General features: G+C 39.5%; 13 protein-coding genes, 5 pseudogenes and 1 other annotated feature. Of the genes and pseudogenes, 4 read left to right on the plus strand and 14 right to left on the minus strand.

Annotation, left to right across the window (positions count from 1 at the left end; all coding sequences use genetic code 11):
- Positions 1-226: 226 nt before the first annotated feature.
- Positions 227-427: pseudogene (locus tag LZP46_RS09790) on the minus strand (OmpA family protein); the annotation flags it as partial.
- Here LZP46_RS09790 and LZP46_RS09795 point away from each other — a divergent pair.
- Positions 428-1,198, plus strand: a pseudogene (locus LZP46_RS09795) (M15 family metallopeptidase); the annotation flags it as partial.
- A 341-nt stretch (positions 1,199-1,539) separates the two neighbouring features.
- On the opposite strand, the gene LZP46_RS09800 reads toward LZP46_RS09795, so the two are convergent.
- The 12 genes and pseudogenes from LZP46_RS09800 to LZP46_RS09855 all read right to left on the minus strand — a co-directional run bounded on the left by LZP46_RS09800 (position 1,540) and on the right by LZP46_RS09855 (position 13,191).
- A complete protein-coding gene (locus tag LZP46_RS09800; RefSeq protein ID WP_178319501.1) occupies positions 1,540-2,115 on the minus strand; it encodes a hypothetical protein in 576 nt (191 codons plus the stop codon).
- Positions 2,116-2,326: 211 nt separating this feature from the next.
- Positions 2,327-3,289 (minus strand): Imm49 family immunity protein, encoded by a 963-nt coding sequence (locus LZP46_RS09805; protein WP_178319500.1) that lies wholly within the window; start codon positions 3,287-3,289, stop codon positions 2,327-2,329.
- A 10-nt stretch (positions 3,290-3,299) separates the two neighbouring features.
- Positions 3,300-3,926 carry a hypothetical protein gene (locus tag LZP46_RS09810; RefSeq protein ID WP_236093734.1) on the minus strand — a complete coding sequence of 209 codons (627 nt, stop codon included), beginning with the start codon at positions 3,924-3,926 and terminating at the stop codon, positions 3,300-3,302.
- A 96-nt stretch (positions 3,927-4,022) separates the two neighbouring features.
- Entirely contained in the window at positions 4,023-5,114 is a 1,092-nt protein-coding gene (locus LZP46_RS09815) for a VENN motif pre-toxin domain-containing protein (protein ID WP_236093735.1), read from the minus strand.
- A 319-nt stretch (positions 5,115-5,433) separates the two neighbouring features.
- A protein-coding gene (locus LZP46_RS09820; protein WP_236093736.1) for an IS3 family transposase occupies positions 5,434-6,593 on the minus strand; the annotation gives its coding sequence in 2 pieces (ribosomal slippage) (positions 5,434-6,359 and positions 6,359-6,593; 1,161 coding nt in all).
- 102 nt (positions 6,594-6,695) lie between these two features.
- Positions 6,696-7,115 (minus strand): SMI1/KNR4 family protein, encoded by a 420-nt coding sequence (locus tag LZP46_RS09825; protein ID WP_178319040.1) that lies wholly within the window; start codon positions 7,113-7,115, stop codon positions 6,696-6,698.
- An 8-nt stretch (positions 7,116-7,123) separates the two neighbouring features.
- Positions 7,124-8,227, minus strand: a complete 1,104-nt coding sequence (locus LZP46_RS09830; protein ID WP_236093737.1) for an HNH/ENDO VII family nuclease — start codon at positions 8,225-8,227, stop codon at positions 7,124-7,126.
- Between the two features lie 293 nt (positions 8,228-8,520).
- Positions 8,521-9,006: pseudogene (locus LZP46_RS09835) on the minus strand (IS3 family transposase); the annotation flags it as partial.
- A 79-nt stretch (positions 9,007-9,085) separates the two neighbouring features.
- Positions 9,086-10,327 carry a group II intron reverse transcriptase/maturase gene (gene ltrA / locus LZP46_RS09840; protein ID WP_004826931.1) on the minus strand — a complete coding sequence of 414 codons (1,242 nt, stop codon included), beginning with the start codon at positions 10,325-10,327 and terminating at the stop codon, positions 9,086-9,088.
- 504 nt (positions 10,328-10,831) lie between these two features.
- Positions 10,832-11,574: pseudogene (locus LZP46_RS09845) on the minus strand (IS3 family transposase); the annotation flags it as partial.
- Positions 11,183-11,299, minus strand: a sequence feature (AL1L pseudoknot). It overlaps the preceding pseudogene by 117 nt.
- A gap of 124 nt (positions 11,575-11,698) precedes the next feature.
- Complete coding sequence (locus LZP46_RS09850; RefSeq protein WP_178319665.1) at positions 11,699-12,298, minus strand: Cap15 family CBASS effector; 600 nt, start codon at positions 12,296-12,298, stop codon at positions 11,699-11,701.
- 23 nt (positions 12,299-12,321) lie between these two features.
- Positions 12,322-13,191, minus strand: coding sequence for a diadenylate cyclase (locus LZP46_RS09855; protein WP_236093738.1), 870 nt, complete (start codon positions 13,189-13,191; stop codon positions 12,322-12,324).
- A 51-nt stretch (positions 13,192-13,242) separates the two neighbouring features.
- Between LZP46_RS09855 and istA the strand changes: the two are divergent.
- Together istA and istB are read left to right on the plus strand one after the other, a co-directional pair.
- Positions 13,243-14,260, plus strand: a pseudogene (istA, locus tag LZP46_RS09860) (IS21-like element ISAba8 family transposase).
- Complete coding sequence (istB, locus tag LZP46_RS09865) at positions 14,260-15,033, plus strand: IS21-like element ISAba8 family helper ATPase IstB (protein ID WP_236093739.1); 774 nt, start codon at positions 14,260-14,262, stop codon at positions 15,031-15,033. Before istA ends, istB begins: the two are co-directional and overlap by 1 nt.
- A gap of 131 nt (positions 15,034-15,164) precedes the next feature.
- On the opposite strand, the gene LZP46_RS09870 is transcribed toward istB, so the two are convergent.
- A complete protein-coding gene (locus LZP46_RS09870) occupies positions 15,165-16,376 on the minus strand; it encodes a tyrosine-type recombinase/integrase (protein WP_178319648.1) in 1,212 nt (403 codons plus the stop codon).
- A gap of 330 nt (positions 16,377-16,706) precedes the next feature.
- Between LZP46_RS09870 and LZP46_RS09875 the strand changes: the two genes are divergently transcribed.
- On the plus strand, positions 16,707-17,978 hold the full coding sequence (locus LZP46_RS09875; RefSeq protein WP_236093740.1) for a tyrosine-type recombinase/integrase: 1,272 nt from the start codon (positions 16,707-16,709) through the stop codon (positions 17,976-17,978).
- Positions 17,979-18,107: the final 129 nt, after the last annotated feature.

Genomic DNA, 18,107 nt, shown 5'->3' on the forward strand with positions numbered 1-18,107 from the left:
GTTTTCTTGGCGCGTTTCGGCAGTAAAACTTCCGAATGTTGATTTAAAGCCTCTATTTCAGATCAATGTATTCAAGATTCGTGCTTTAAATTGCACAAAGCACTCTCACTGTGGAAATTACTTAATGATTGATGCTGTTTTTATTTTCTATGCCATCTGTTTACACACAGATGCTCTAAAGATCAGGACATGACGCTCAACTTCCGCCTTGCTCGATATCAACTAATCAAAGCACCTCAAATTCAATACGTCGATTTTTCTTACGTCCTTGTGGCGTTGTATTGTCTGCGACAGGCTGATTAGAACCTTGACCTTCGGTGCTTAAATGCGTTATCGCAATACCTTTATCGATCAAATAATTTTTTACCGCGCCTGCACGTGATTGGCTTAACACTATATTTTTATGCGCATCGCCCGAACTGTCTGTAAACTACAATCACATTGGTATGTGCAGCAATGGTGGATTTTAATTGTGGGGCTAATTTTATTGACCAGTGTTCTGACTTTTGCTTTTACCCAACCCATTCATTCCACACGAATTGAAGCTGAATATTTAAAAGAAACTGACCCACAAATTTATGCCTTACTTCAGGGAGAAATGCTCAGTCCTCCCCCAGAAGAAGATGCTATTTTGATTCAAGATGCAATCATAGAAACGACTCAGCTTGAACAAAGCTATCAAGCACAACATTCCGCCGAGGGCAGCGTGGATGCTGCTCGTATTGAAACGCCCGTTTTTCATAGCCATGCACATTTAGATTCTGCTTTACTGGATCGTAAATGGGACAAAATCAACCCACGCTATAAGCAACGTCTGCTGATGGTATTTAAAATTATGCGAGAACAACACGGTTATGAACTGGTCTTACTTGAAGGTTATCGTAGTCCAAGTCGTCAGAATATGTTGTCGACTAATCCAAATACTACACGCGCCAAAGGCTATCAGAGTTATCATCAGTTTGGTTTAGCTGCCGATATTGCTTTTAAACGTAATGGTAAAATTGTTATTTCGGAACGTGATCCTTGGGCAATGCGTGGCTATCAACTGTATGGTGAGGTGGCTGAATCGGTAGGTTTGACTTGGGGTGGTCGCTGGAAATCAATCCAAGATTATGGTCATACTGAATACCGTATGCCTGGTTTAAAAAAGACCAAAGAAATGGCTGAACAGTTAATTGCAGAGGGTCAATTGCGATAGTTGAGGGGTTGTAAAAACAAAAGCAACTCAATTTTCAGCCTCTATACCAAGTTAATCATATTTAACTTTTTCAGATATAGGTCATAAGTGAAATAACAAGACATAAAAAAGACCCTTGAAAATCAAGGGTCTTTTAAAAATTTGGCGGAAGCGGTGACAGTCAAATTAAGAAAACAATTAATTGATATTAAATAATAAAATATTTAAAATTTAATTTTTTACTGCTATTTTTACTACAAAAAATTCAACCAACTATTTGTTTAAATTTTCTTCAACCAATCGTATTTCTATTAAACACCCTGTCTATTCACTCATCTAAAAATCTCATATTTCACTCATCTTTATTGAGGTAATTGTTCAATTATAAACTGTACAAAACTATCGATATCTTCTAACTCATTTTCTGGTTTTCCACTTCCAGATAAATCTCTAACAATTTTTCCAAGGCTTCCACTTTTTCCTAAAGAAATTTTTTCAGCTGATACATAATTTGCTAACTCTTTATTGTCATACGTCATCGTAGATGTATATTGCAAAGTGCTATGTGCATACTTTCCAACAGCTTTGGAACCTAAAAATTTTAAATCTTCTCCAGCAAAAACTCTTTTCTGTTTTATTTCAAATGACAAGGAGATAGGCTGTGTTGTTAGTTCATCGGCCAATAAGCCTTTTGACTTTAATTCATTTTTCAGATTCTGCAAATACCGCTCTTCTATTTGATCTTGGGTTAAAAATGATGGAGCGTTAACCTTGTTAGATAAATTTACACTTACAGATTCTATAAGATATTTTTTAGGCTGTATATTCTCAACAGTATTCGTATTCTTATAAGGTTTATAAAATTGTGTAGGTTTTGCATTTGCCGTAAAGGTGATTACAGCCATTACAGTTAGAATTAAGTATTGATTGAACTTCATAGAGGTAGACTCAACATGTTTATATAATAAAATACCCAAAATTTAAGGTAAATAAAAAAAATAATCAGAAATAAAAACTAAAATACATTTCACTAATTCATTGGGAATAAAATTGAGTGCAATAGGTTTCAAAGTTAGGTTAATGAAATTCAAGCACGTGCATAAAAATTCAATTAATTAAGCAAACCTCATACCCTAGTTGCGCCTTGAATTATGAAGGAAAGAGTTGATCAGTTTTTCTTACATAGTAATCAATCCAATTCTGCAAATAAGAATACGGATACGAGAGTTTGTATGGCTTCATAAAGTCGACAATATCTTGATATTCTTCTTGAGGAAGCGGCTCGTACTGAATTAATTCTTTAGGGGCAATTTCATGATTTATGCCTAAATCAAAACCATGCATCGAAGCTAATTTTGCGTATATGACAATTTGTGGCTGTAAATAAAAATCATAATAGGCAAGTGTATTTTTCGCTGCATCTTGAGCTATTTTCTTAATAAAAAATGGCTCTAATGCTTTTTTCATTCCTTCTACATCCTGTTCTGTAAATGCAATGTAAAATTGAAAATCATATTTTCTCAGTTCAAGTTCTTTAGCAAATTGCTTAATTTTAGGCGTTGGGGCATCAAGCACTTTCTGACTGCGTTGTTTTAAGCGTTCTAATTGTTTGCCTTCCAACATCAGTAAAGTGTTGTAAATCATTTGACGGTTTAAGTCGTACTCATCTTCTAAATCTTCTGTATCATTCGCAACTTCTTCAATGTTTCGAATTAAAAAATTTCTGATTTCAGTACTATCACTCATCAGCATATGAAACATCGGTTCTTTGACATTCGTATAACCCGAACGAAAAAAGAACGGCATAGGATCATCACGAGTCACACTATTCAATACGCTTAACTTAGAATAAACATAAGCTAATTTTTTAAATTTTTTAATATCTTGATCAAATAACCACGCACCTGCCATATGCGCATCAATCTCTCTTGAAAAATAATACATTACTGCAAATGGATTAGCTTTTCGTTCATTTAAATAACTTAAGTCCTCCGCAGATAAAGATAACTGCTCTTTATTTTTGTAATGACTTCCGATCACCATTGTCATATGATCAAAACGTTCTTGTGCATTTTTAAATTCACGCCGTGCACACATCATATTCATTTTCATAAATCCCCCCTTATTTTTTAACAGTTGATTTAGATTTAGCAGGTACATTAACAGGAATAATTACAGCTTGCCCTGTAGCTCGATCTACTCCTGTCACTGCTGTTTTAAGCTTTCCTGCTTTATCCGCATTAATTAAAATTTGCCTAGTTGGATCATTTGGAGCTAGATTATCTATAACAGCATCAATCCATGCTTTAGATAATTGTGTATTTCCACCTGCGGCCTTTGGATCTAACTTTACAGTGCCATTGGTAATTTGTTTACTATCTGAAAGTATCGTCACGCTACCATCTTTCGCAACCCAAACATGGTCAAATCCATTATTTGAACCATATTTTCCGCCTTTAATGACAGTAAATCCGTTTTGTTTTGCTAATGAATTAAATAATTGCTCAGTCAGCTCTCCCCCCTTATCTTCACCTTTAGCAATTCTATTAACTAAATCTTGATCTGCTTTAGATGTAATTTTTAGTGCCGTTTGATTTACTGTGACTTTTGTTTTATTCACATAACCTTTTTCAGTTGCTATTGCTGCACCTTGTTCTAGGGCTTTTTTCATCCCAGCTAAGTCACCTGCTTTTTCAGCAACTTTATAAGCCTGACGAGCTTCGCCAAGCCCGGGAACAATCTCTGCCATCGCCCAAAGCACATCACCAGCAGATTTTGCTTGTGCTAGTGTTTGAATATCACCAATTACAGGAAGAAAACCGGTAGCTAGCCAAAGTACTTCTTTTCACTCGGCATACATTTTAGTATTACAAGCCGTGGTACTTAATCCTGCACAATTATTTTTCCGATACAGTTCATCTGCCTCTTGAACCAAATCTTCTGCAACTTGTGCATGTGTCTTACCTTGAAGTTTTGCGTTTACCATATCAGCAAGAGTATTATTATTCTCAACCGCATTCTGCCCAATCACACCAGCCAATTGTGCGTTATACGTTGAATTCCCTACAGCTCCACCAATGACAGCACCAATACCTGCCGTTAAATCACGTATCTGTGCTTTAACATTTTCAGGAAGTAAGTTCGGCTGAAATTCTCCATTTGCATCTTGGTATTCTTTTTTGTCTTTATATTGATTGGTCAGATATATCGCTGCTGCTTCACTAGCCACCGCCGCACTTCCGCCTGCCGTTGGGTCGCCACCATTAATGTAGGCGAGGGTTGCACCCAAGATCGCATGAGACACTAACTGTGCTGCGGTGTTTTTATCCGCTCCATGACCAAATTCTTGCCCAATCACCTGAGCTGCATACGGTGCTAGGGTATTGGTCACCACTTGTAAGTCAGTTTGTCCACCCAATGCTGCGGTAATTGCTGTGGTTACTGCATTCAATGCTCGACTGCTATTGCCGCCCATGCCCCATGTTTGGGCTTGGTCTGATGCGTCCTTGTATGCTGGTAAAGCATTTTTCAGAAGATTTTGTTTCGTTACATAATCCTCTGTACTGTTATATTCAGCCCACTTTTCTCCACCTTCTGCTTTTAGCTTTTCAAGTGCTTGGGCTTCTGCTGCTTGTTTTTGTGCTTCTGCTTCGGCTTGTTTGTTTTGGCTATAAGTGCGTGTTGCTGCAACAATGGTACTTGTGGCATCCGATACAATCTTTTGTTTGTCTAAGATGGCTTGCAAGTCAGGAACATTAGCTACTTGTTGGTTCGCGGTATTGATATCGCTATGGATACCCAGTTCTTGAACAGTGGTATCTTTACCGCCAATATTGATATTGCCTTCGCTGATCGTGGCATAGGTCGTACTGCTGTCACTGTCTTTATCTTGCTGTGGTAAAGTTGGACTAAAGCTTGTGCTGTCTCGCCAATTCACGTTGTTGGTATATGTCTCACCTGAACTATCAGTGCCTTTTTCTTCACCAAAGCGTGTTCCACCTGAAAGTGCAACGGTTGTCGCTTTATGGCTGCTTTCATTTTCGATGTTGCTAAATGTTAAGCTGTTGGCTGTGAGGTCATTGTTTTCTTTTGATGCAGTAGATGCAATTGCTCCACCTTTTAGGTCTACATGGCCTGCTTTTACATGGTAACCGCCATCTCCTGCAAATCATTATTAAGCAGGCTTCTTCATTTAGAAAATATATTGCAGAAGAAGCCTTTAAAAACTGCTTTGTGCAACAAAGCTGTTGATGATCCTAGACAGTATCGTGGACAATCGATCCCTCTAAATTCTTGAAATATTTCTGTTCAAAGGCTTCTGGACTTAACCAGCCGTTTGCAGAATGTCTTCTGACTCGATTGTAATAAATTTCAATATAGTCAAACAAGACAGCATTCGCTTCTTTTCGAGTCGAAAACACACTGCCATGTACCACATGACCTTTTAATGTATGAAAGAAGCTTTCAGTCACTGCATTATCCCAACAGTTTCCACGTCTAGACATACTCTGAGTACAATCATTTTTCAGTAACAGCGCTCTAAAATCACGACTACAGTACTGTGAGCCTTGGTCCGAATGCACCATAACACCAGTTGGATAACCCTGACGAGCCATTGCATAGTTAAACGTATCACACACCAACTGGCGGTCTATTCGATGGCTGGTTTGCCACCCCACGATACGACGGCTAAATAAATCTAGCATCACACATAAATACAACCAACCTTCTTTAGTGCGGATATAGGTAATGTCTGTTGTCCAGACTTTATTAGGCTGAGTAACTGTAAATTGGCGATCCAACAAGTTGGGTGCTGTAGGCAAACGATGGGTTGAATCAGTCGTATGCTTGTATTTACGTGCAATCCTGCTACGTAAACCAAGCTTTTTTAGCATCCTTCCAATAGTACGTTCGCTCATGTTGTAACCTAAATCATGCATGTCATGTACTAATGAAGGTGCACCCAATCGTGCATGATGCTGCCAATATACGGCTTTTAAGTCATTATATTTCTGTGCCGTATTGGCTTGACGTTTTCGCCAGGCATAATAGCCTGAAGTGCTGACACCTAGGTATTTACAGGCAGAAGATACGGTGACTTCATTCATATCTAGATCTTGAATTACCGTGTACTTTTCTTGGCATGATCTGTTAGAAAGTACACATGCGCTTTTTTTAAGATGTCATTGGCTTCCTTGAGCTGTTTGACTTCTTTCTCTAATTCCACGATCCGCTGTTGTTCTGGTGAAAGTTGACGTTTGCTTGAACCTGCCGGATTGGTTTCACGAATCCATTTGTCTAATGTTGAATAACCCACACCTAATTTCTGGGCGATTGCAGCTATAGACTCGTGTGAGTTTGAAAGTGCATAATCAATCGCTTGCTGTTTAAATTCGGGACTAAAACGTTTAGCCATTTCTTGAATCTCCAAAGATTAAAGTTACGTTATCTTTAGAGGGACGTGCTGTCCATTATTTTGTCTAGGATCATGAAACTGAACTAAATCTTGTATGGATCCTCAATTACCTTCAATCCAAACTTGTTTAATCCAATCTGCTAAACTTGCCCACCTATCATCACTATAACCATCCGTTGTCCAATATCGAATTTCATTACCAGGAATTAGGCAATAATAACTACCATTATCCTCACAAATAGGTAACCAATTTTCAGGAAGGCCTTGTTCTCTAGCATCACTTAGTATTTGAGAAAGCTCTCTATAGTCTTTTTTATCATTTGTGATAGATGCTAATTCAATTGTTCCATAAAAAATATTACCAACCTCTTTCAAAACTTTCTTATAGTCTTCTGGAAAAGAAAATCCGATTTCAGTTTCATAGCTAGATATCAAGATATCGTCTGGTAACTTTACATTTAGACGATCGTTACCAGATACTTCCTTTAATTCCTGAATGACATCATCAATTTTATTTTGCATATCTTTTCTCACTTAAGCCCTAACGCTCTATTTTTCCAATAATTAGATCGCCATTTATTAAAATCAGCACGATTAATACCTGATGGAATACTATTATCATTAATATGGATAGTAGCATGATTATCTTTATGAAAACTTTGTGTAACCTCAGCTATAGGACCATCTTGCTTTTGCAACATATGGTGAAGATTTACAGATTTCCCATCTTTACCTATCGGTGCTCTACCCATTTCCATTAGCTGAAGATTTGTCTTTCCTGATTTTTTATCAAGATAATTTGGGTCGAATATGTCATTTCGTTGATATACTTTATTTCCATTAAACTGTATAGGTTCAGAAGTCCAATATTTTCTATCCTGTTTAAAATAATCTGTAACAACTTTTGTTTCCTCAATATTTTTTAGAATTTTTTGCGCTTGCTTAGAATCCTGTACTGTCGCAATAATTTTCTTTGAGCCTTTTGCAAGAATTCCATATGCTTTACCAACAGGAACAACTTCGTAAATTTCCGTTGGTACAATAATCATGGCTAATTCTTTCGAATTATTTATTATTCTTTGCCCAGTCCATGAACTACATTGCCCACTAGAAATCCCACTTTGTGCACAAAGATTGTTATATTGGTCTACTTGTTTCTTCGCAAATTTATGAGCACCTGCTTGATTATTCTCCACCGCATTCTGCCCAATCACTCCTGCTAACTGAGCGTTATAAGTTGAATCTCCTACCGCTCCACCAATGACAGCGCCAATCCCTGCAGTTAAATCACGGATTTGTGCTTTCTCAGCTTCTGACAGTAAATTCGCTTGGAACTCGCCATTTACAAAGTACTTAGGATCATCTTTGTATCTTTCTGCGAGTTGGTTGGTTAAGTAGTTTGCTGCCGCCTCACTGGCAACCGCGGCACTTCCGCCTGCAGTTGGGTCGCTACCGTTAATGTAGGCAAGTGTTGCACCCAAGATTGCATGAGATACCAACTGTGCTGCCGTGTTTTTATCCGCTCCATGACCAAATTCTTGCCCAATCACCTGAGCTGCATACGGTGCTAGGGTATTCGTCACGACTTGTAAGTCAGTTTGTCCACCCAACGCTGCTGTAATCGCTGTAGTCACGGCATTCAATGCTCGACTGCTATTACCACCCATGCCCCATGTTTGGGCTTGGTCTGCTGCGTCTTTGTATGCTGGTAAAGCATTTTTCAGAAGATTTTGTTTCGTTACATAATCATCTGTGCTGTTATATTCAGCCCACTTTTCTCCACCTTCTGCTTTTAGCTTTTCAAGTGCTTGAGCTTCTGCTGCTTGCTTTTGTGCTTCTGCTTCAGCTTGTTTGTTTTGGCTATAAGTACGTGTTGCCGCAACAATCGTTGAACCGTACCGGGTTTGTCGGAGACTTTTTATTTAAGTTAGGCCACCTGACCTAACGGATTAATTTTATCATAGTACATTGCTTCAAAATCAAAAGGTGGCACATAACCTAGTGCACTATGTACACGCTCTTTATTGAACCAATCTACCCAATTTAATGTCGCAAGTTGTACATCCGCTAAACCTTGCCAATCTGCTTTTAAATATTCAATCACCTCTGTTTTGTATAAGCCATTCACTGTTTCAGCCAAAGCATTATCGTATGAATCACCGGTCGTACCGACTGATGCTCGTAAATTTGCTGCTTCTAAACGATTGGTATAGCGAATGGAAAGATATTGAACCCCTCTGTCACTATGGTGAATCACATTCTTTGGCATGTCTCGAGCATGTAACGCTTGCTCAAGTGCATCGAGCACCATATCTGTATTCATCCGTGTCGATACTTTCCATCCAACAATTGCTCGTGAGAAGACATCAATAATAAATGCAGTATAAACCCAGCCTGAATTTGTTTGAATATACGGGTGAGTAGACCAAGGGAATTTCACCCTTAGCCCCTCGCAGAACCGGACATGAACCTCTCAGCTCATCCGGCTCCCATTATCCAACCGATGGTAAACATCCCATTTTCCAGTGCACAAAGGCATTTGGAAAATCACGCGCAAGTCGCCCTAAGGCATATCTAGCCCGTCTTTTATGACGGGCCAAGTTTTTATACTTACGCCTCATCCAGCGTATAAGATAAGCATTCATGTGTTGCCAGATCGCTGACATTGCTGAACCATGGAATCGACCATAGTATTGCTGCCAACCTTGAAGAATTGGATTGAATATTGCAGATAAATCACTTAATTCGCGATTACACATCAGATGTAGATGCCATTTCCGAATAGTCTGTCGCATTGCTTTAAGTGCATCACGACTGACTGCAGGAGAGAAATTTACATAAACTCTTTTATACTTGTCCACAGCCTTACGGGGCCTAAACGTGTACCCGAGAAAAGTAAATTGAACATCGGGATATGCTTTACGACGATTAATATCTTGGCAATAAACAATCTTTGTCTTGTCTGGATGCAATTCGAGACCACATTCACGAAATCGTGCATCGATCTTTTGTAAAACAAGTTTGGCTTGAGATAAACTCCGACAATGAATTACGCCATCATCTGCATAACGGCAGAACCGTACACTTTGAAGATGTTTCGTAATCCACATATCAAAAGCATAATGCATAAATAAATTCGCCAATAAAGGACTCACAACACCACCTTGTGGTGTGCCGCGATTCCTTTCTAAAAGATGGCCATTTATGTGTTGCATTGGTGCTTTTAACCAACGTTGCACATATAAAAGAATCCATGGAATTTCACAGTGTTTCTTGAGTGCACGCATTAGTAAATCATGGTCGATGTTATCAAAGAGACCTTTGATATCAAATTCCACAACCCAGTCATAATCCCAACTTCGTCTCCTCACTATCGCAATTGCATCATGGGCAGAACGCCCTGGACGATATCCATATGAGTTTGGATGAAATAATGGATCAATTTTCGGCTCTAATAAGAGCTTAACTGCTGTTTGCGCGACTCGATCTGCAACTGTTGGAATACCTAGTATACGCACGCCACCTGACTTCTTTGGAATCGGAACAGCCTTAACTGGCGGTGGAAAATAACTGCCAGAACAAAGTCGATTCCATAGTTTGTATAGGTTGTTCTTTAAATGCTTTTCGAATTGCTCAATAGATTCATGATCAACGCCTGGAGCGCCACCATTCTCTTTGACTTTTTTAAATGCCTCCCAGATTAACGCTTTAGGAATATTAAATGGTTTGGTCATAAAGTTTTGCTCCTCCTGCTTGCACAGTTGACAAATCCGTAGACCTGGATAATGCAACCCCTTCGCTCCATTACCATTACAGTAACTTCAACACTACTATGAGTTGCTCCGCCCCTTGGTGACGCATTGCTATTATCAGCCTTGCCTTTTGAGCTTGTGCCTTTCGCTTGACATCGCCACCGAAGGTTCCCGCAGTTCAACGTAAGAGCCTGAATTAGGATCGCGCTGCCTCTACGCCGGACACCGAATGGCCCGTAAGCAGGTAACGGCCAAACTAATCGCGGGGTAACTTCCATCCCCGGTTTTGATGTCATTTGAGTACTTTCGACACTTGAACGGCAGTTCACTGTTGTTCGCCTTCCTAATTCTTACCTGACATCTCTACGATGCCTTTTCCATAACGCTCACGACCGGGACTTTTGATCCAAGCCGCTTATGGTGGTTTGCTACCTGCTCCTGCAAGCCGATAGCGAGGGGCCATACCCTCATCTCTTACGCCGCTTGCTGCGGCACACTGAAGTCAGCGACCCATAGCTGGTCAGGATGATCAGCACTAAAATTACGTTTCACCAAGTCATCTGCTCGTTTTTGATCCTCTCGGCTACGGGTAGTTTGTTTATTCTTACCACGCCAAACACCTTGTATACCTAGTTTTTGCATCAATCGAGCAACTGTACAGCGAGCAATAACATAGCCTTCACGTTTCAATTTTTGCCAAACTTTACGCACACCATATCGACCTGAACTTTCCTTCCAAATTCGTTTAATTTGTTCAGCATGATGCTCATCATGTAGATCTCGCTTTGCTCGATGTTCTGGGTTTTCAACGAAATCTAGTGTTCGATAATAGGTAGAAGCCGTGATCGGTAAAATCCTGCAAATCGCCTCAACACCATATAACGCCTTATTGTTATGGATGAAATCTACCATTATTTGTGTGGGCGGTCGAGCTCCGCCTGGGCGAAAAAAGCGGCTGCTTTACGTAGAATTTCGTTAGCACGTTGCAGTTCTTTATTTTCACGTTCGAGTTGTTTAATACGTTCTTGATCTGAAAGTTGCTGTACTTTAATTGGGTTTTGTTTATCTAAATATTTTTGATACCAAACACGTAGAGTTTCAGGAGTACAACCTATCTTGAGAGCAATAGCGGTGATCGCAGCCCAATTCGATGGATAATCTTTTTCAGATTCAATCAATAATTGAACCGCTCTTTCTCTGATTTCAGGGGTATATTTTACTTTTTTCATCGGGACATTCTCTCAGAAAGCTTGGTCTCCGACAAACCCGGTACGGTTCAATTCTCACTTGCCGCAAAATACTTCTTACATGTCTTTGACTAGGCAGCTCAGACACCAATTCATCACAACTGAATCATTCGCTTATTTTTTCTAAACTTATGATCCCAAAAGTCTTTCTACCTGAACTATTGAAATAAGAAGCTTTCCCATACTTTAACTCTTTATCAAACTCAATTTCGCAATAGCCCTTGTGGGAGTTTAACTCATGTGCTTTTTCTAACTCAGGTTCATTTTTATAACTATAACTTAGTAACCATCCGCCTGTTGGCCCATATCTACGAGAAAGAGTTGCTGTATAACTCATACTTTGGCTTTTTGGTGTCCTCAAATGAATTAAAATACATTTCCATGTTTGTTCAATTCCAATTACCCCATTCCAATCATATTTAGTAGAACCATCATCATTTAAAGTTTGGCCCATTATTTTCCATTCTCCACTAATATCAGGAATTTCAAAAAATGGAACTTTCCATATCCATTTATTAAACAACCAATGAAGTGCTAAATACACTAAACCAGTCGTAATAGTCGCTTTTGTAAAAGCGTCTAGACCAGTCAAATTACTTGCCATAGCTAAAATTTGAGCAACTCCACCAGCTACAACTATCGCAGCAAACCCAAGCCATCTTCCAATTGATGCTCTATCATGCCCAAATACCGCATAATCATGCATAAAGTTCTCCAAATATTAAAAGTTTAATCAATTAGATAACTTTCATTAAAATCAGTATGCACCTCAAATTTATCTGTTCCAAAATATATGCGACCTACTTCTTGCGGACTATTATCTAAACGATCAATCGTAGAATTAAGCTGCTCACATTGTTCAGCATTAATATAGAACCTATGCTTATCAAGCCAATTCCTAGAATCATGAAAATTTTCAATGGTTGATGCAATAAATGTTTTGACATATCGCTCAAGTAAAGAACGACTTACTAAACGACGAATTTCAGGAATAATATCAATAGTTTTATCATCTGATGCAACTATTGCAAGAGCACATCTACCTTCAGAGTATACATAACGAACTCCTGAATTATATCTTGCCCCCCTAGAGGGTGTACATTTGTCATTAACTTCACCATCCAAAATAACCCCAAACGCATGGCAAACACCATAAGGATCAAGCAAAATTGTGCCATCAATACTACTAATAGTTTCAAGCAATGTTTCTGTTAAACGAGTTGCCACAATTGAAGTACCCTGTTTACTTAGCCTTTTCGCTTCAATAGCTGCATCTTCTGTGACAACAATCATGCTACCATATTCTTGTTTTATCTGGACTTGTAATAGATTCCACAAATGCAAACTATCCTCAACTGAAGATAGAGGAAATAAGCGAATATAATTCGCTATAAAAGATTGTTGATCAAAATACTCTTGCGGAAGTTTAGGCACTCCATATTTACTGCGAAGAAGCACTTGTTCGCCACAACATAACTCCCAATAGTAATGGTCAAGAAAATTAATAGTAAAAGCATCTTGTTCACTTGGATCATGAGTTGTTTTCAAATCTCCTAATCCATTGTTAGCGGCAGTGTAAAAATGACCCCCTAATGGCATTTAAAAACTGACCCCCTTGGTTAATATAGCGGTCATTTTGGACTGCTCAACATGTTAACTTTGGAGCAAGCAGTGACAATCCAAATACTTCATCAACAAGGTAAATCTATTAAAGCCATTAGTCGTGAACTGGGGGTGTCCAGAAATACCGTACGTAAATATTTACGGCAAAACACCACACCTCAGTATCAGCGTATACAGCCTAGAATAAGTATTCTTGACTCATATAAACCTTATTTACTCCAACGCGTAAACGCAGCTCATCCTGAATGGATTCCTGCTGTTGTACTCTACCAAGAAATTTTAGGGTTGGGATATCCAGGAAAGATCAGGATCTTGAGGGAATATCTTGCAACATTAAAACCAGTTGCTCAACCGGAACCGATCATTCGTTTTGAAACCCAACCTGGCCAACAAATGCAGGTGGATTTCACCACGATTCGACGCAACAACACGACTTTAAAAGCCTTTGTCGCAACTAGGGTATTCCAGAGCGACTTTCGTGAAATTTTATGATCATGAACGTACGGATGCATGGATCGATGGTCTAGAAAATGCATTTCAGTTCTTTGCAGGAGTACCTCAGGAAATCCTGTTTGATAACGCTAAAACGATCATGATTGAACGGGATGCCTATCAGGAGGGGCAGCATAAATGGAATCCCAAACTGCTCGACTGCGCCAAGAAATACAGCTTTCGTCCTCGCGTATGTAAGCCCTACCGTGCACAGACCAAAGGCAAAGTTGAACGCTTTAATGGATACCTCAAATCAAGCTTTATTGTGCCATTGAAAGCAAGCCTGAAGACTTCGGGTTTACTGTTAGATGTTGATGTCGCCAATGCCCACATTGGCCGGTGGCTGCATGAAACCGCCAATCAGCGGATTCATGCCACCACGCAAGAAAAACCGGCTGTTCGACTGCAACAGGAGCAGCAAAAATTTACGCCATTACCGCAATCAGATACAGGTTCTAGCACTGTACCTGTTGCAGCAGCACAGCATGTCATGCCCTACGAGAGTTTGCAGCATCCCTTATCGGTATATGACCAGTTGCTGGGAGTTTCCTGATGAATCTGCAATACGACCGTATAGAGCAGCTTTGCCAAAAGCTCAATCTGCCTGCCATCGCATCACAATGGTCACATCATGCACAACAAACATTAGGTCAAGATGGAAGTTATGCCGACTTTGTTGAAGCGATCTTGACGCATGAATATGCTGCCAGGCAACAGCGCAGTCAGCAGGTACTGATGAAACTCTCAGGCCTGCCTCAAGTGAAAACGCTGGAAGGTTACGATTTTAATTATGCACTGGGTGCTCCCAAATCACAGGTGATTGAACTGTTCAATCTGAGCTTTATTGCTAGAGCAGAAAATGTGGTGTTTCTGGGGGCTAGCGGAGTAGGAAAAACGCACTTATCTATGGCATTAGGCTATAAGGCCATCATGAACAACATTAAGATCAAGTTCATTACCGCCGCCGATCTCATGCTGCAACTGAGTACAGCCTATCAGCAAGGTAAACTGAAAACCTATATGCAACGTGCGGTAATGGGACCAAAGTTACTGATTATCGATGAAATTGGTTATTTACCGTTTGGACGTGAAGAAGCGAATCTGTTCTTTAACGTGATTGCCAAGCGTTATGAAAAAGGCAGTACGATATTGACGAGTAACTTACCCTTTAGCCAATGGTCTAAGTCATTTGCGGATGATGTCACGTTGACCGCTGCGATGTTAGATCGGTTGCTGCATCACTGTCATGTGGTACAAATATCGGGTGAGAGTTATCGTTTGAAGGATAAAAAAAGAATTGGGATTCAGCCCCAGGTTGAAATTTAATACGAGATCAAAGGGGTCAATTTTACTTTGCCATTTGTAAGGTGAAAGGGGTCAATTTTAGAATGCCGTTGACAAAGCTGCATAAATTGAAATAGCCTGTCTCACATGACAGGCTTTCTTCTTGCTGATTATCATATAGGCTCAAGCAGGGACTCCAAATAATCAGCCCATTCCTGCATCATCTCTTGGCGTTTATTCAGAAACTTGGTTCGGTTGTAAGCTGTACCATTGTTGTCTTTTACCTTATGCGCCAGTTGATGTTCAATGAAGTCCACACGCTGCTCCAGAATTTCATCCAGCATGGTACGTGCAGTTGCCCTAAAGCCATGTGCTGTCTGTTCACCACCATAGCCCAAGCGTTTTAAAGCGGAGTTGATGGTATTGTCAGAAATAAAGGTTTTACCATCCCGCCCCACAAAGATGTATTCGCTGTATGGATGCAGATCAATAATTGACTCAATCAAGTCAAAGGCTTGATCTGACAATGGCACAATATGAAGTTGCTTGGTTTTACTGGCTGTAAATTTAAAGCAACGCTCTTCATGATAGAAATATTCCTTTTTCAGCTTGCGAATCTCCCCAGGTCGCTGAAAGGTCAGCACAGAGATTTTTAACGCCACCTGCGTGGTCAGTAAACAGCGTGTATAAAGCTTAGAGTAGTTCCAAATCTTATTTAGCATTGGAGCTAGGTCTTGCTCTTCTGTCACGGCTGCAAAGTTTCCACCTTGTGGTTTTGGTAATTCAATATCTTCAATTGGATTATATTGGATCAGCTTTTTCTTACGTGCTGATTTAAAGATTTGGTTCAGGTCTGATTTAAGGCGTTTGGCAACAGACAGAGCACCACGCTCAATGATGCGCTTAAAGACCTTAATCTCAAGGATTTCTAGGGTAAGCTGTGGAAAGGTTAAATCACCAACGTAGGGATAGACATCATGCTTTAAACGACGGATCGTCTCTTCATCTTGTTTTTGCTCTAGCTCACGTTTATACAGCCATGCTTCAGCAACGATACGAAAGGTGTTTTCTGCTTCTTTCTGTTTCTGAGACTTGGTTTCAATCCGCTCCATTGCTGGATCAATACCCTGCTTGATAAGTTTCTTATATTCATCACGAATAGTACGAGCATCATCTAACGAAACTTCAGGGTAAGTCCCCAAAGATAAATCATTACGCTTGCCTAAGAATGGACGTGTGTAATTGAAGATCCAGTACTTGCTACCGCTCTGATCAATACGCAGATACAGATTTCCCCCATCTGACAGCTTATACATCTTGTCAGGATCGGGTTTAGCTTTTTTAACCTGTAAAGCACTAAGCTTGTTAATTCCACGAGTCGCCATAATTCAGACATAAAAAATGCAGTAAAGAATAATCTTACTGCATTTTTTACTACTTTATAACTGCCGATTGGTATAGTGCGTCACGGCTTGTCATATTGTAAATTTCCAAATTTAACCTTATAAATCAAAAATTTATACAGTGTTAAACAGTGTCAGAAACTTGAATTTGGCGGAAGCGGTGTCCGTCTAACAATAGTCCTAAGCAATCCAAATAAATATTATAAACATATATATTTCAATGTTTTAACATTTTAATCATCCTAAGCCGTCTTGCCCAATCCTACCATTTCCAGTATTTTATGAGGGGTAGGTTGTGGGGTAAGTTAGAACATGCCAAGGAAATCTAAAGAGCTATCTGCTCTCAGTGTAGCAAAAATTAAGAAGACTGGGCGACATTCTGTAGGGGGTGTTGATGGTCTTTGCTTGAATATAGAAGGCAATTCTCGTGTCTGGATTTTGCGTGCGGTAGTAGGTAAACGTCTGGATAAAAATGGAAAGTTAAAACCCCATCGCCGTGATATTGGTATTGGTCCCTACCCTGAAGTTTCTTTAGCTGAAGCCCGTGCTAAAGCAACAGAATTAAGAATACAAATTCGAAATGGCGTTGATCCAATTGCACATAAACAGGAACAACTTACAAAACTACATATCCAGAAACTACGTGACAAAACATTCATTGAGTGTGCAAAAGTTGTTATAGCAAATAAAACCCGTGAACTTAAAAATGAAAAGCATATTGGACAGTGGACATCTACATTAGAAACCTATATCTACCCAACTCTAGGTGATATTAGTATTAGTACAATTACTAAAGTCGATATTGCCGAAGTTCTTAGACCTATCTGGACTGAAAAGAACGAAACAGCTAAACGTATTCGTGGTCGTATAGAAACAATTTTTGATTATGCCAAGGCTATGGGATATTTTGTCGGTGATAACCCTGCCGAATGGAAAGGTAATCTTGAGCCAATCTTAGGCAACTTAAAGCAGGAATCACGTCCACATCCATCCCTGCCTTATGAACAGGTTGCTGAGTTCATCCATCATCTGAGACAGAAAAAAGGGATTTCACCCAAAGCTCTGGAATTTACGATTTTAACCGCCTGTCGTTCTGGTGAGATTTTTGGTGCAACATGGCAAGAAATTGATTTTAAGAATAAGGTCTGGATCATTCCTAAAGAGCGTATGAAAGCAGACAAAGAACACCGTGTTCCATTGTCTCAAGAGGCAATAGCTTTACTCGAATTAATTCAAGAATATACTCAGCCACAAGATTTCATCTTCCCTGCTCCTCGTGGTGGTATGCTCTCTGACATGTCATTGACGACTCTGATCAAACGAATGCATGAACAAAAAGTTAAAGAAGATGGTTTAGGCTATATTGATCTTAAACAAAACAGAGTGATTACAACACATGGTTTTCGTTCCACATTCCGTGACTGGTCAGCGGACAAAACCGATTATCCTCGTGAAGTCTGTGAGCATGTATTAGCACATAAGCTACCTGATGAAGTTGAAGCTGCTTATTTACGTGGAGCTTACCTTGAGAAAAGGAAAGGTTTGATGGCGGACTGGGCTGAGTTTTGTAATGCACAAAAATAAATAGAATAAAATCCATGCTTCTGCCTTAAATAGCAGAAGATTTAACAGATCCCTTTTGTTTAGTATAGATAATAAATTTAGGGATAGGTATCAAATTTCAACAGAACTAATTTAGGTGTTTAGTCCCGT

This window comes from Acinetobacter sp. SCLZS86 (assembly GCF_021560715.1).
Lineage (GTDB): Bacteria > Pseudomonadota > Gammaproteobacteria > Pseudomonadales > Moraxellaceae > Acinetobacter > Acinetobacter towneri_A.

Bases quoted from the DNA above. Each gene is read 5' to 3' on its own strand.
- istB (WP_236093739.1), top strand. From the start codon at position 14,260: ATGAATCTGCAATACGACCGTATAGAGCAGCTTTGCCAAAAGCTCAAT.
- LZP46_RS09850 (WP_178319665.1), bottom strand. From the start codon at position 12,298: ATGCATGATTATGCGGTATTTGGGCATGATAGAGCATCAATTGGAAGA.
- LZP46_RS09805 (WP_178319500.1), bottom strand. From the start codon at position 3,289: ATGAAAATGAATATGATGTGTGCACGGCGTGAATTTAAAAATGCACAA.
- LZP46_RS09810 (WP_236093734.1), bottom strand. From the start codon at position 3,926: ATGGCAGAGATTGTTCCCGGGCTTGGCGAAGCTCGTCAGGCTTATAAA.
- ltrA (WP_004826931.1), bottom strand. From the start codon at position 10,327: ATGACCAAACCATTTAATATTCCTAAAGCGTTAATCTGGGAGGCATTT.
- LZP46_RS09855 (WP_236093738.1), bottom strand. From the start codon at position 13,191: ATGCCATTAGGGGGTCATTTTTACACTGCCGCTAACAATGGATTAGGA.
- LZP46_RS09800 (WP_178319501.1), bottom strand. From the start codon at position 2,115: ATGAAGTTCAATCAATACTTAATTCTAACTGTAATGGCTGTAATCACC.
- LZP46_RS09875 (WP_236093740.1), top strand. From the start codon at position 16,707: ATGCCAAGGAAATCTAAAGAGCTATCTGCTCTCAGTGTAGCAAAAATT.
- LZP46_RS09825 (WP_178319040.1), bottom strand. From the start codon at position 7,115: ATGCAAAATAAAATTGATGATGTCATTCAGGAATTAAAGGAAGTATCT.
- LZP46_RS09870 (WP_178319648.1), bottom strand. From the start codon at position 16,376: ATGGCGACTCGTGGAATTAACAAGCTTAGTGCTTTACAGGTTAAAAAA.